12 protein-coding genes are annotated in these 13,712 nt (G+C 65.0%); 8 read left to right on the top strand and 4 right to left on the bottom strand.

Annotated elements, in window-relative coordinates; translation table 11 throughout:
* Nucleotides 1–80 precede the first annotated feature (80 nt).
* From AC3CBN_RS04230 to AC3CBN_RS04220, 3 genes are read left to right on the top strand one after another with little or no spacing between them, the layout of a single operon-like run.
* Nucleotides 81–866, top strand: a complete 786-nt coding sequence (locus tag AC3CBN_RS04230; RefSeq protein ID WP_488635570.1) for a 3-hydroxybutyrate dehydrogenase — start codon at nucleotides 81–83, stop codon at nucleotides 864–866.
* 6 nt (nucleotides 867–872) lie between these two features.
* Nucleotides 873–2,051, top strand: coding sequence for a DUF3734 domain-containing protein (locus tag AC3CBN_RS04225; protein WP_488635569.1), 1,179 nt, complete (start codon nucleotides 873–875; stop codon nucleotides 2,049–2,051).
* Between the two features lie 16 nt (nucleotides 2,052–2,067).
* Nucleotides 2,068–2,928: an NAD(P)-dependent oxidoreductase gene (locus AC3CBN_RS04220; protein ID WP_488635568.1), complete on the top strand. Its 861-nt coding sequence runs from the start codon at nucleotides 2,068–2,070 to the stop codon at nucleotides 2,926–2,928.
* Between the two features lie 72 nt (nucleotides 2,929–3,000).
* On the opposite strand, the gene AC3CBN_RS04215 is transcribed toward AC3CBN_RS04220, so the two are convergent.
* The 4 genes from AC3CBN_RS04215 to AC3CBN_RS04200 form a co-directional block, all read right to left on the bottom strand.
* Nucleotides 3,001–3,729, bottom strand: coding sequence for an SPOR domain-containing protein (locus AC3CBN_RS04215; protein WP_488635567.1), 729 nt, complete (start codon nucleotides 3,727–3,729; stop codon nucleotides 3,001–3,003).
* Nucleotides 3,730–5,418, bottom strand: coding sequence for an arginine--tRNA ligase (gene argS / locus AC3CBN_RS04210; protein ID WP_488635566.1), 1,689 nt, complete (start codon nucleotides 5,416–5,418; stop codon nucleotides 3,730–3,732). It abuts the gene before it with no gap.
* 490 nt (nucleotides 5,419–5,908) lie between these two features.
* Nucleotides 5,909–6,580: a RadC family protein gene (gene radC, locus AC3CBN_RS04205; RefSeq protein WP_488635565.1), complete on the bottom strand. Its 672-nt coding sequence runs from the start codon at nucleotides 6,578–6,580 to the stop codon at nucleotides 5,909–5,911.
* 95 nt (nucleotides 6,581–6,675) lie between these two features.
* The gene (locus AC3CBN_RS04200; protein WP_488635564.1) at nucleotides 6,676–7,581 is read right to left on the bottom strand and encodes a LysR family transcriptional regulator; all 906 of its coding nucleotides are present in this window, start codon (nucleotides 7,579–7,581) and stop codon (nucleotides 6,676–6,678) included.
* A gap of 118 nt (nucleotides 7,582–7,699) precedes the next feature.
* Between AC3CBN_RS04200 and AC3CBN_RS04195 the strand changes: the two genes are divergently transcribed.
* From AC3CBN_RS04195 to AC3CBN_RS04175, 5 genes are all read left to right on the top strand, one after another.
* Complete coding sequence (locus AC3CBN_RS04195; RefSeq protein WP_488635563.1) at nucleotides 7,700–8,440, top strand: SDR family oxidoreductase; 741 nt, start codon at nucleotides 7,700–7,702, stop codon at nucleotides 8,438–8,440.
* A 59-nt stretch (nucleotides 8,441–8,499) separates the two neighbouring features.
* Complete coding sequence (locus tag AC3CBN_RS04190) at nucleotides 8,500–9,399, top strand: SDR family oxidoreductase (protein ID WP_488635562.1); 900 nt, start codon at nucleotides 8,500–8,502, stop codon at nucleotides 9,397–9,399.
* A gap of 180 nt (nucleotides 9,400–9,579) precedes the next feature.
* Nucleotides 9,580–10,785 (top strand): bifunctional phosphopantothenoylcysteine decarboxylase/phosphopantothenate--cysteine ligase CoaBC, encoded by a 1,206-nt coding sequence (gene coaBC / locus AC3CBN_RS04185; RefSeq protein WP_488635561.1) that lies wholly within the window; start codon nucleotides 9,580–9,582, stop codon nucleotides 10,783–10,785.
* On the top strand, nucleotides 10,782–11,237 hold the full coding sequence (dut, locus tag AC3CBN_RS04180; protein WP_488635560.1) for a dUTP diphosphatase: 456 nt from the start codon (nucleotides 10,782–10,784) through the stop codon (nucleotides 11,235–11,237). The genes coaBC and dut overlap by 4 nt, the downstream gene beginning before the upstream one ends.
* Before the next feature lie 63 nt (nucleotides 11,238–11,300).
* Nucleotides 11,301–13,634, top strand: coding sequence for a phosphomannomutase/phosphoglucomutase (locus AC3CBN_RS04175; protein ID WP_488635559.1), 2,334 nt, complete (start codon nucleotides 11,301–11,303; stop codon nucleotides 13,632–13,634).
* Nucleotides 13,635–13,712: the final 78 nt, after the last annotated feature.

Here is a 13,712-nt window from a genome sequence, read left to right as displayed (position 1 = left end):
GTCAACAACGATCAGGTAGCACAGCCCACAACCTGATTTCGTTTCTGCTTCCCCCGTTCCCCATCGATGCAGGAGTGGTTATGGCAAGTCTCGACGGCAAGGTGGCACTCATCACTGGCGCGGCCAGTGGCCTCGGCAAGGCGATTGCCGAGTTGTATGGAAAGAATGGTGCGGCGGTGGCCATCGCCGACATCAACCAGGCCGCGGCAGATGCCACGGCCAATGAGATCAACGCAGCCGGTGGCAAGGCCATTGGCATTGCGATGGACGTGACCGACGAAGCGGCCGTGAACGCCGGCACCGACAAGGTGGTGGCTGCGTTTGGCCATCTGGACATCCTGATCTCCAACGCCGGTGTGCAGATCATCAATCCGATCGAGCAGTTCGCCTTTGCCGACTGGAAGAAGATGCTCGCCATCCATCTCGACGGCGGCTTTCTCACCACCAAGGCCGCACTCCAGCACATGTACAAGGATGATCGCGGCGGCATCGTCATCTACATGGGTTCGGTGCATTCGCACGAAGCGTCCAAACTCAAGTCCGCTTACGTCACCGCCAAGCATGGCTTGTTGGGTCTCGCGCGCACGCTGGCGAAGGAAGGCGCGGCCCACAACGTGCGTTCGCACGTGATCTGTCCGGGTTTTGTGCGCACGCCGCTGGTGGAGAAGCAGATTCCCGAGCAGGCCAAGGAGCTTGGCATCAGCGAGGCCGACGTGATCAAGAACGTTATGCTGAAGGACACCGTGGACGGCGTGTTCACCACGGTCGAGGACATCGCGCAGACCGCGCTGTATCTCGCCGCGTTCCCTTCGGCCGCGCTGACCGGTCAGTCGATCGTGGTCAGCCACGGCTGGTACATGCAGTAAGCACGCATGGACGTTGCCAAGCACAACCCTTCGCCGGAAGCGTTCGCCAAAGCGATCAAGCGCGACTACCGCACCGTCGCCCTCGTATTGCAGGGTGGCGGTGCGCTGGGCGCTTACCAGGCCGGCGTGTACGAATCGCTGGACGCAGCCGGCATCCATCCCAACTGGATCGCCGGCATTTCCATCGGTGCGCTCAATGCCGCGATCATCGCGGGCAATCCGCCAAAGCATCGCGTCGAACGGCTCCGCGAGTTCTGGCAAACCATCTGCCGTCCGCCGCTGTTGCCGGTATGGCTCGCGCCGCCGCTCGATCCAGGAGCGTGGGAATTGCCGTGGCAGAACGGGCTGAGCGGCTGGGCCGCGTTGCGCGCGCTCGTCGAAGGACAGCCGGGCTTTTTCGTGCCGCGCCCGTTTCCGCTGCTGCCCTGGCGTGCATCGCCCACGACCGCGAGCTGGTACGACACCGCGCCGCTCAAGGAAACGCTGGAACGGTTAGTCGACTTCGACCGGATCAATCACAAAACCGCGATGCGAGTGTCGGTTGGTGCAGTGAACATTCGCACCGGCAACTTCGCCTATTTCGACAACACCGAAGGCGAGTTGCGGGTCGAGCATTTCATGGCGTCCGGCTCATTGCCGCCGGGTTTCCCGGCGACGGAGATCGACGGCGAGTTCTATTGGGATGGCGGCATGGTCTCCAATACGCCGCTGTACAAGGTGCTGTCGGATGCTTCAGGCCTCGACTCGCTGATCTTTCAGGTGGATCTGTGGAGTGCGCGCGGCGAAGTACCGCGCGACCTCGCCGAAGTGACGGCGCGTGCAAAAGACATCCAGTATTCAAGCCGCACGCGCCTGATCACCGAATTCATGGGGATGCGCCAGAAGCAGCAGCGCCTTCTCAATGAGCTGATGGCCCTGGTGCCGGAGGACCAGCGCAACGATCCGGCCTATCGTCGCGCCGAGATCTACGCCGGCGGAGCGTTGGTCAACCTGTTTCATCTGATTTATCGCAACAAGCCGTATGAACGGCACTACAAGGATTACGAGTTCAGCTTCGGCAGCATGCAGCAGCACTGGAAGAGCGGCACGGACGACATGCAGTGCACGCTGCGCGAGCCGCAATGGTTTGCACGGCCCGATGCGGAACACCCCTTCGTCACCCACGACGTTCATTGTGAAGACTGATCCACCAGGAATATCCATGACTCTCAAGGCAGCATTCATCGGACTCGGCGCCATGGGCACGCCGATGGCCGGACATCTCAAGGCCCGCGGTCTGTTGCATGCAGTGTCCAGTCGCACGCAGGCCAATGCCGATGCAGTGGCGAAGCAACTCGATGTGGCCGCGCCGTCGCTGGCGGAGATAGCAGCGCAGTGCGATGTGATCGCGCTGTGCGTCACTGCCGATGCCGACGTACTCGGCACCGTTGATGCGATCGCGCCGCACCTGAAGAAGGGCGCCATCGTGGTGGACCATTCCACCGTCGCGCCGGACACCGCCAAGCAGGCGGCGGCGCGTCTGTCCGCTGTCGGCGCGCACTTCCTCGATGCGCCGGTATCCGGCGGCGTGGAAGGTGCCAGGAACGGCAAGCTCTCGGTGATGGTCGGTGGCGATGCCGACGTGCTCGAACGCGCTCGCCCGGTGCTGGAAGCCTACGCACTGCGCGTCACGCACCTGGGTGACGTCGGCGCCGGCCAAGCCACCAAGGCGGTGAATCAGGTATTGGTCGCCGGTATCGCGCAGGGTGTGTGCGAAGGCCTTGCGCTGGCCGAAGCGCTCGGCCTCGATCCCGAACGTTTGCTGCCCACACTGGGCGCTGGCGCTGCCGGCAACTGGTTCCTCGAAAAGCGCGGCGCCACCATGCTGCGCAACGAGTTCAGCGTCGGCTTCAAGCTTGGCCTGCTGCACAAGGATCTGGGCATCGTGCGTCGTATCGCCGAAAGCGCCGGCACCAACCGCAGCGTGATCGAACGCTCGCTGGCCGACTACGCCGAACTGATGAGTCAGGGTTATGGCGACGACGATATCTCGGGGCTGATCCGGTTGAAGCGCAAGGGTTGAGCTTCCGCCCGACGCCACAAAAAAGGCCGCGCAATGCGCGGCCTTTTTCTTCCATGCGATGCGAGGACTGGCTTACTTGCCTTCCTTCAGCGCAATCGCATTGATGCCTGCCGAGGCGAGGCGCTGCTTGGCCCCTTCCAGTTCGGTGGCCGAATGGAACGGGCCCAGGCGCACGCGATTGTAGGTCTGGCCGTTGACGTTCACCGGCGACACATTGGCCACGAAACCCTGCATGGCGAGCTTGGCCTTCAGCGTCTCGGCATCGGCCGGACTCGGGAACGCGCCCACTTGTAACAGGTAACCGTTGGCGGTGGCAGGCGCCTGCGCCTTCACGGCGGACTCGGGAGCGGCGGTAACGGCTTCGGTAACGGCAGCCGGCGTGGGCTTCTGCGCTGAGGCCTGCTGCTGGGCCGCCTGTGCTTGCGCGGCCTGCTGGGCCGCCTGCTGCTTTTGCTGCTGCTCGGCCTTGGCCTGTGCGCTGATCACCGCATCGGGAATCCGCACTTCTTTCTCCGACAGCACGGAATAGAAGTCGTATTGCGGCTTTTTCGGGGTCGGCGCGCTGTCGTTGGCCGAGGTCGATTCGGTGCCGGCGGCACCCGCATCGCTGCCGTGCTGTGCGGTGGCCTGGGCGTTCGGCTGGGGGCCGTCGCTGGCGTGCGGCGCCATCGGCAGATGTCCGCGCATGGCGAACATCAACACGGCACCGATCAGGATGCCGATGACAGCCCAACCCCAACCCGGCATGCCACCGCTGCTATTGCGGACGGCTTGCCGACCTTTGCCCTTGCGTGCTGCCATTTACATGCTCTCCGGGGCGCTCAAGCCCAGCAAATCAAGACCATTCTTCAGAACCTGGCGCGTCGCCACGATCAGCGCGAGGCGGGCGTCGCGCAGGTTCGCATCGTCCACCAGGAACTGGTGCGAGTTGTAGTAGGTGTGGAACGCGTTCGCCAGCTCGCGCAGCCAGGAGGCGACCAGGTGCGGCTCCAGGTTCGCCGCGGCGGTCTCGACCAGCTCCGGATACTTGGAAAGCTCGGTCAACAGGATCTGCTCGTGCTCGTTGTCCAGGCGCACCAGTTGCGCCAGACCATTTTGCAGATCGAAGGTGAACCCTTTCTCGCCAGCCTGACGCAGCACGCTGCACACGCGCGCATGGGCGTACTGGATGTAGTAGACCGGGTTGTCGTTGCTCTGCGAGCGGGCCAGGTCGATGTCGAACACCAGTTGCGAGTCGGCCTTGCGCGCGATGAGGAAGTAGCGCGTGGCGTCGCGGCCGGCTTCCTCGATGAGATCGCGCAGGGTCAGGTAGCTGCCGGCACGCTTGGACAGCTTCACTTCCTCGCCGCCGCGCATCACCGTCACCATCTGGTACAGCACGTAGTTCGGCCAGCCTTTGGGAATGCCGGTATCGAGCGCCTGCAGGCCGGCTTTCACGCGGGCCAGCGAACCATGGTGATCGGAGCCGAGCACCGTCACAGCGTTCACGTAGCCGCGCTGCCACTTGGACAGGTGATAGGCCACGTCCGGCACGAAATAGGTGTACGTGCCGTCGGACTTGCGCATCACGCGGTCCTTGTCGTCACCGAAATCGGTGGAACGAAGCCACAGCGCGCCGCCTTCCTCGTAGGTGTGGCCGTGGGCGATCAGTTCGCGCACGGTCTCTTCCACCTTGTGCTCGGTATAGAGCGAGGACTCCAGGAAATAGGTGTCGAAACCGACGCCGAAGGCCTTCAGGTCCAGGTCCTGCTCGCGGCGCAGGTAAGCCACGGCGAAGTGGCGGATGGCTTCGAGGTCGTCCGGATTCTTGGCACCGACCACCACGTGGCTTTCCACATCCACGCTGTCGCCCGCCAGATAGCCCTTGGCCACGTCGGCAATGTAGTCGCCACGGTAGCCGTCTTCGGGCCAGCCGGCGTCGTTCGGCGACAGGCCCTTCACACGCGCCTGCACCGAGATGGACAGGTTGTGGATCTGCACGCCGGCGTCGTTGTAGTAGAACTCGCGCTTCACCTTCCAGCCGGCGGCGTCGAGCAGGCGCGCCAGGCAGTCGCCCAGCACCGCGTTACGGCCGTGGCCCACGTGCAGAGGGCCGGTCGGGTTGGCCGAAACGAACTCCACGCCCGCCGTCACGCCGTTGCCGCTGTTGCCGCGGCCATACACGTCGCCTTCGGCCATGATGCGGCGCACTTCGTCGTGGTAGGCGCCGGGCGCCAGGAAGAAGTTGATGAAGCCTGGGCCGGCGATCTCCACCTTGCCCACCAAGGTGTTGGCGGGCAGGGCAGCCACGAGCTTCTCGGCCAGATCGCGCGGCTTGGCGCGCGCCGGCTTGGCCAGCAGCATGGCGGCGTTGGCGGCGAAATCACCGTGTTCGCGGCTGCGCGCTCGCTCGATCACGAAGTGGGGCACTTCGAGGTCGGCGGGTAGGGTGGAGTCATTCTGCAGGGTACGAATGGCCTGCAGCAGCAGTTCGCGCAGCTGTTCTTTCACGGCGTTGGTCTGGCGACGATGGAACCCGTAATGCTAACAGACCGACGCTGGGGGAACCGGCTATCCGCCATGGCTGGAGGCGTGCTGCGCTGCGGGGGAGAAATCTGTGGATAACTCTGTGGGGAATCGCCGGTCCCCCGAAGGGCAGTCCGCCTATTTCCCGGCGGAAATCGTATTGTCATGAAAAATATCGTTTCAGATCATATGATTATGACGTACATCTAAATGTGATGAGAGCTATCCATCGGAACTGGGCGTCGCAGGCCGAATGTGCATAAGTGTTTGAGCCTCATCATCGAGCACCGGCGCGCCGAGACCGCCAACCCACGTCATGCGTCTGTCATGCGGCACTGCCACACTTCTCCTGGTCCCCCCGGCACCTCCCCGCTGATGGGGACGGGAGACTGCCGTTTCTCTCTATCTCTCCCCACAAACGGCCAAACGGCGCGGATCTCCCCCCGCGCCGTTGTTCTTTTCGCGTTCCGCTACGTCAGAGCAGGCCCAGTGCCGCCATCGACACCGGCTCCCCGCTGCCGATCACCAGATGATCGAGCACCCGCACTCCAACCAGCTGCAGGGCGTCGCGCAGTTCGCGGGTAATGGCGCGATCGGCAGGGCTGGGTTCGGCCACGCCCGATGGATGGTTGTGGGCAAAGATAACGGCCGAAGCGTTGTGCCGGAGGCAGGCGCGTACCACCTCGCGTGGGTGGACGCTGGCGCCATCCACAGTGCCGCGGAACAGTTCCTCGAACGCCAGCACGCGGTGGCGGTTGTCCAGGAACAGGCAGCCAAAGACTTCGTAAGGCAGGTGGCGCAACTGGGCTCGCAGGTAGTCGCCGCTGTCGCGCGGATTACCCAGGGTAGGGCGCTCGGCGAGTTGTTCGGCGAGCGAGCGACGGGCCAGCTCGAGCGCGGCGATCAGGCGCGCGCGCTTGGCCGGGCCGATGCCGCGCAGCCGCACGGCGCCGGCGGGGTCGGCCAACAGCGCGCCCAGGCCGCCGCTAACGCCGATCAGTTCCCGACCAAGGGCAATGGCATCCTTGCCGGGCACGCCGCTGCCTAGCAGCACGGCGATCAGTTCGGCGTCGGACAGCGCTCCACAACCGCGTGCCAGCAGTTTTTCCCGGGGTCGTTCCAGCTCAGGCCATTCACGGATGCTCATCCGCACAGGCTGCCGGTCCAGCGGCCGGGTGCCCATCGGAAAGTTGCCGCGTGTCGGGTCGGCGATCGCGCCAGTTGCTCGTGAGGTCGAGCTGGTCAGCCAGCCGCAGCAGGCAGTCGCGCCGCGAATTCAGCAGATATCCAGTCAATGAACACTCGCACGCGCGGCGAGAGCTGCCGGTTCTGCGGATAGAGCACGTACACGGGCGTTGGCGACGGCGGGTAATTCGGCAGCACCTCGACCAGCGTGCCGCCGGCAAGGTCGGGTTGCACGCGATAGCGAGGCACCTGGATCAGCCCCAGACCCTGCTGCGCGGCCGCGACATAGAGCTCTGCGCCCGCCACGCTCACCGTGAGCGGCAAAGTGAGGTGACGCAACGAGCCGTCGAACATGAATTCCAGAGGAAGCACGCTGCCGGTGGCGGAGGAAACAAAGCCGACCATGTGATGCGACGCCAGGTCGTCTGGCGCCTGCGGCATGCCGTAACGCGCCAGATAGGCCGGGCTGGCAAACGTCCCTTCCGGCAGCGTGGCGATTTGTCGGCCGATCATGCTGCTGTCGGTGGGTTTGCCCACGCGTAGCACGCAATCGACGCCCTCGCGCACCAGGTCGACATAACGGTCGCCTTCGCCGATGCGCAGCTGGATATCGGGATAACGCTCAAGAAAGCCGGGCAGGCCGGGCATCATGAAATGCCGGGCCAGCGTGCCATGGACATCCACACGCAGCAGGCCGCTAGGGCGGGCACCAGTGAACGCGGCCTCGGCCTCCTCGATCTCGGCCAGGATGGCCAGACAGCGCTGGTAGTAGGCCTCGCCGTCGAGGGTTGGCCGCACCTGGCGCGTGGTGCGTTCCAGCAGCCGGACGCCCAGTCGCGCCTCCAGCCGTTTCACCACGTCGGTGACGGTGGAGCGGGGCAGCTCCAGGTCCTGTGCTGCCATCGTGAAGCTGCGTCGCTCCACGATGCGGGCGAACAGCTGCATGGCGTCGACCTTGTCCACGGCATTGTTCCTGTTATCCGAATGATGTTGCCGGATTTCAGCAGATTATCCGCTAAAGGGAAAAGTCCATCCTTTGAACACACCGGCATCAGGCCGGGCCTTTCAGAGGATGCTTCCCATGTCAGCCACTACTTCCAAGGTCGCCATCGTCACCGGCGCTTCCCGCGGCATCGGTGCCGCCATTGCCGAACGCCTGGCCCGTGACGGCTTTACGGTCGTCATCAACTACTCCGGCGAGGCGGCTTCGGCTGAGGCGCTGGCCAGCAAGATCGAGGCTGCCGGCGGCCGTGCCGTCACGGCCCAGGCCGATGTGGCCGATCCGGCCGCGGTGCGCCACATGTTCGACGCGGCCGAAACCGCGTTCGGTGGTGTCGATGTACTGGTCAACAACGCCGGCATCATGCAGCTGGCGCCGCTGACCGACAGCGACGACGCGTTGTTCGACCGCACCATCGCGGTGAATCTCAAGGGCACCTTCAACACCCTGCGCGAAGCCGGCAAGCGCCTGCGCGCGGACGGCCGCATCGTCAATTTCTCCACCAGCGTGGTCGGCCTCAACTTTCCTACTTATGGCGTCTATGTCGCCACCAAGGCGGCCGTCGAAGCCCTGACGCACGTGATGTCGAAGGAACTGCGCGGCCGCTCCATCACGGTGAATGCGGTGGCGCCGGGGCCGACCGCGACCGACCTGTTCCTCAAGGGCAAAACACCGGAAGCGATCGACCAGCTAGCGAAAGCCGCTCCACTCGAGCGTCTGGGCAAGCCCGAAGACATCGCCAGCGTCGTGTCCTTTCTCGCCGGCCCGGACGGCGCCTGGGTGAACGGCCAGGTGCTGCGTGCCAACGGTGGCCTCGTCTGACTTTTCCTCTTTACGGGCGGTGCTGTTGAGCGCCGCCGCGCTCCCCCGGAGATCCCCTCATGAACAACATCATAGTGATTACTGGTGCGTCCAGCGGCTTTGGCCTGATGACGGCGCGCGCCCTTGCCCATGCGGGCCATACGGTTTATGCCGGCATGCGCGAAACGGCAGGACGCAACGCTGCTCGCGTCACCGAGATGCAGCAGTACGCGAGCGAGCACGGTATCGATCTGCGCGCTATCGAGATGGACGTGGCTTCGCAGGCATCGGTCGACACCGCCATCGCGCAAATCATCGCCGCGCATGGTCGCCTGGACGTGGTCGTGCACAACGCCGGGCACATGTCCTACGGGCCGGCCGAAGCCTTTACGCCTGAGCAGTTCGCCGCGCTCTATGACGTCAACGTGCTGAGCACGCAGCGGGTGAACCGCGCTGCGCTGCCGCAGCTGCGCAAGCAAGGTCGCGGCCTCGTGGTGTGGGTGTCTTCGAGCAGCACGCGCGGTGGCACGCCCCCGTATCTCTCGCCGTACTTCGCCGCCAAAGCGGGCATGGATGCGCTGGCGGTAAGCTATGCAGGCGAACTGGCACGCTGGGGTATCGAGACATCCATCGTTGTGCCCGGCGCGTTCACCCAAGGCACCAACCATTTCGCCCATGCCGGTGCGCCGGCGGACGAAGCCGTCGCGAAAGCGTATGCGGAAGGTCCGACGTCCGATTTCAGCGAAGTGGCCCTCAAGGGACTGGCTGCGCTGGAACCGGAAGATGCCGATCCCCAGGCGGTGGCCGACGCCATCGTGACCGTGGTCGACACGCCGTTCGGCAAACGTCCGTTCCGCGTGCATATCGATCCCTCGCAGGACGGCGCCGAGATCGTCAATGGCATGGCTGATCGCGTGCGAGCAGAGCTGCTGCGACGCATCGGGCTGGAGGATATTCTCCGACCGCGCGTTGTGGTCTGAAGACGGCGACGGTGTAGCCCCTTTCCCGTCGGCGAACGAAGGAAGTCCCCGTGGGACCGGCACCTTCTCCCGGGGGGAGAAGGACTCCATGGGTGGCGCGCTATCACGGCGCCCCGCATCACCGAGCCAGCCTGACGATTCCGGTAAGCTACGGGCCATAACGTTTGTCAGGCCCATACCATGAGTCTTGCCCAACGCCGCATCCTGCTGGGCGTATCCGGCGGCATCGCTGCCTACAAGTCCTGCGAACTGGTCCGTCGCCTGCGCGATCTCGATGCCGAGGTGCGCGTGGTGATGACCGAAGGCGCCACGCATTTCGTCAGCGCCACCACCTTCCAGGCGTTGTCCGGCCAGCCCGTGCGTATGAGCCTGTGGGACGCCGAGGCCGAGGCGGCGATGGGCCATATCGAACTGGCGCGCTGGGCCGAGCGCATCATCATTGCTCCCGCCAGCGCCGACCTGATCGCCCGCCTCGCCCATGGCATGGCCAACGATTTGCTCACCACGGTTTGCCTGGCCAGCGCCGCGCCTGTGTATGTGGCGCCGGCGATGAACCAGCAGATGTGGGCACACCCCGCCGTGCAAGCCAATGTCGATACGCTGCGGCAGCGCGGTGTGCACCTTCTCGGTCCCGCGTCCGGTGACCAGGCCTGCGGCGACATTGGATCGGGCCGCATGCTCGAACCGATGGAATTGCGCGAGGCCATGGTCGCCTCGTTCGGCAACCCGGTACTTCGCGGGCTGACGGTGGTGGTGAGCGCGGGCCCGACCTATGAGGACATCGACCCGGTCCGCTTCATCGGCAATCGCAGTTCGGGCCGCATGGGCTTTGCCGTGGCCGAGGCCGCCGCGCATGCCGGTGCAGACGTCACCCTGATCGCGGGACCCGTGAGCCTAGCCACACCGCAGGGCATCGCGCGTCGCATCGATGTGCGCAGCGCCGCGCAGATGCGCGATGCGGTGGTGACCGCTACGGCGAATGCAGACATCTATATCGGCGCCGCTGCCGTGGGCGACTACCGCCCCGCCGAAGTGGCCGACCACAAGCTCAAGAAGCACGACGGTGCCGCGCTGGAGCTGAGCCTGGCCGAGAATCCGGACATTCTCGCCACGCTTGCCGCGCAAACCGTGCGCCCCTTCTTGGTCGGATTCGCCGCGGAAACGCATGATGTGGAGCGATACGCGCGCGAAAAACTCACGCGCAAGGGACTGGACATGATTGCCGCCAACCAGGTTGGCGGCGGCCTCGGCTTCGAGGCTGCCGACAACGCACTCACGCTATATGGGCCTGAAGGGACCATCGAACTGCCGCGCGCGTCCAAGACCGAGCTGGCGCATCAACTCGTCGCCAAGGTGGCCGAGCGTTACCGGGCGGTGCGTGGATGATCGATGTCGAGCTGAAAGTCCTCGATCCGCGCTTGGGCAACAGCATTCCCCTGCCGGAACCGGCCACCGTCGGCAGCGCCGGCATGGATCTGCGCGCTGCCATCGAGGCCCCGCTGACCTTGCAGCCTGGCGAAAGCTCGCTGGTGCCCAGCGGCATGGCCATCCATATCGGCGACCCGGGCTGGTGCGCGCTGATCGTGCCGCGCTCCGGGCTGGGACATAAGCATGGCTTGGTGATGGGCAACCTGGTCGGCGTCATTGATGCCGACTACCAGGGCCCGCTGATGATTTCATGCTGGAACCGCGGTACGCAGCCTTACACCATCGCGGTAGGCGATCGCATCGCCCAGCTGCTGCTGGTGCCGGTGGCGCAGGCGCGGCTGAAGGTGGTGCAGGAGTTCGCGCCGTCGCAGAGGGGCGAGGGCGGGTTCGGTTCGACCGGAGTCAACTAGGCACGAAGCGTGGGCGCCACGGCGTCCACGCTTCATGCCAGATAACCTGTGCGGGGACAGGGCATGGCCAAAATCATGAGCATCGAAGGACGATCGCTCGCTACAACTCACGACTGGCGACGCCTGTTGCCACTGGCGGCGGGCACCTTGCTGCTGCTGGCGGGGCTGGCTTGCCTTTGGCAGACCTGGCTGATCGCTGACGAGAACAACGCCATCGAGCGCGTGCATGCCGCGCAGAAGCAGGCCGTCGAAGAACTGACTGCGGAAATCGCCAGCCAGCGCGGCCGGGTGGATGCGGCCGTGCGCACGGTCGACCAGGCGGCCCTGGTGGCCGATCCCGCCCAAGGCACGGCGACGTTGCGGCCGCTGATTCCGCAGGCGCTGGCGGTGGAGACCTACAGCGGCAGCCTCGACGAAGTGCTGCATGCCAACTACCGCTTGTTTGGCTATGGCAAGGCCGCGCAACTAATGGCTGCACAGAGCGCGGATGGCAAGCCGCTGGCGCAGACCGTGCCCGGCACCAAGGGCGGCCGCATACTCAGCTTGGTGGTGCCGGTCGGTCAGCCAGCGCACCCGCAGGCGTGGGTATGGGTGGCGCTGCCGTTCGCGCCGCTGCAGGAGCGTTTTGAATCCATTCCGACGGCCGGCGGGAGACTGGAGCTTCGCCAGGGTGACGATCGCGGCGATCTGCGCCTGCTGGCCAACGGAAGCCCGGCCGCGGAACGCGAATCGACTGGGGTGGCAGTGGGTGACAGCACGCTCAGCGTGGTGGCGGCCTTGCCGCGAGCCTATATCGTGCTGCCGCGCATCTGGCCACTGACTGCCCTGTTGGGGCTGCTATGCCTTGGAGCCGGCTTGTACTTCTTGTGGCTACGGAATCGCCCGCGCCGCTTGAAATCTATGGAAGTTGAGGAACCTGTTTTGTCCGATTTGCTCGAAGCCGCACCTCAAGCAGCCAAGCCCGCAGCGCCGACCCGCGTTGCCGCGGCCGCCAAGGCCACGCCTGCCGAGCCGGTGAAGGTCGATCCCACCATCTTCCGCGCCTATGACGTGCGCGGCGTGGTCGGCAAGTCGTTGAACAAGGACGTGGCGCGCCTGCTGGGTCACGCCATCGGCACGGTGATGCGCGAGAAAGGCTTGCCGGAGATCGTGGTGGGCCGCGATGGCCGCCTGTCCGGCCCGGAACTCGCGGGCGCGCTGTCCGATGGACTGCGCGAGGCTGGCATCGATGTCATTGACGTGGGTGCCGTGCCCACGCCGGTCGTCTACTACGCCGCCTACCGTTTCAACACTGGCTGTGGCGTAGCGGTTACCGGCAGCCACAACCCGCCGGACTACAACGGCTTCAAGATCGTGGTGGGTGGCGAGACGCTGGCGGAAGGCGCCATCCAGGATCTGTACCAGCGCATTGCCAGCAACCAGTTGGAGCGTGGCGGCAAGGGCAATCTGCGGTACGTGGACGTGGTGCCCGATTACATCGACCGCATTACCTCTGACGTGCAGGCCGAGCGTCGCCTCAAGATCGTGGTCGATTGCGGCAACGGTATCCCGGGCGCCGTGGCGCCACAGGTGCTCGAGGGCATCGGTTGCGAGGTGATCCCCCTCTACTGCGAAGTGGACGGCACCTTTCCCAACCACCATCCCGACCCGTCCGATCCACACAACCTGGAAGACCTGATCTTCGCGGTGAAGCAGACCGGTGCGGATCTGGGCATAGCCTTCGATGGCGATGGCGACCGCCTCGGCGTGGTCACCAAGGAAGGCGAGATCATCTTCCCCGACCGCACGCTCATGCTGTTTGCGCGCGACGTGTTGTCGCGCCAGCCGGGCGCCACGGTCATCTACGACGTGAAATGCACGGGGCATCTCAAGGGCCAGATCCTGGACGCCGGCGGCAGCCCGCTGATGTGGCGCACCGGTCACTCGCTGATCAAGGCCAAGATGCGTGAAACCGGCTCGGAGCTGGCCGGTGAAATGAGCGGCCACTTCTTCTTCAAGGAGCGCTGGTACGGTTTCGACGACGGCATTTACGCCGGCGCGCGCCTGATGGAAATCCTCGCCGGCGATCTGGAAGAACGCACACCGGAAGAGATCTTCGCCACCTGCCCGAAGGGCGTGTCCACGCCCGAGCTCAAGGTGGAGATGGCCGAGGGCGAGCACTACCGTTTCATCGAGAAGTTCCGCCAAAAGGCGAGCTTCGGCGACGCCACACTCACCACCATCGACGGCGTGCGCGCCGATTGGTCGGACGGCTGGGGGCTGGTGCGACCGTCCAACACCACGCCCATCCTGGTGTTGCGCTTTGATGCCGACAGCGAGGCCGCGCTCAAGCGCATACAGAAGGTGTTCCGGGACCAGCTGCTCGCGGTCGATCCGTCCCTGAAGCTGCCGTTCTGAAAAAAAGGCCACGATGTATTCGTGGCCTCGTTGCTCCAGTGGCTGGATGCTCGCTTGTCATGTCGGCGGGAGCCGGGA

Source organism: Dyella sp. OK584, assembly GCF_057787755.1.
Note: the sequence above shows the minus strand (reverse complement) of the source record. Positions and strands in the feature narration are given on the sequence as shown.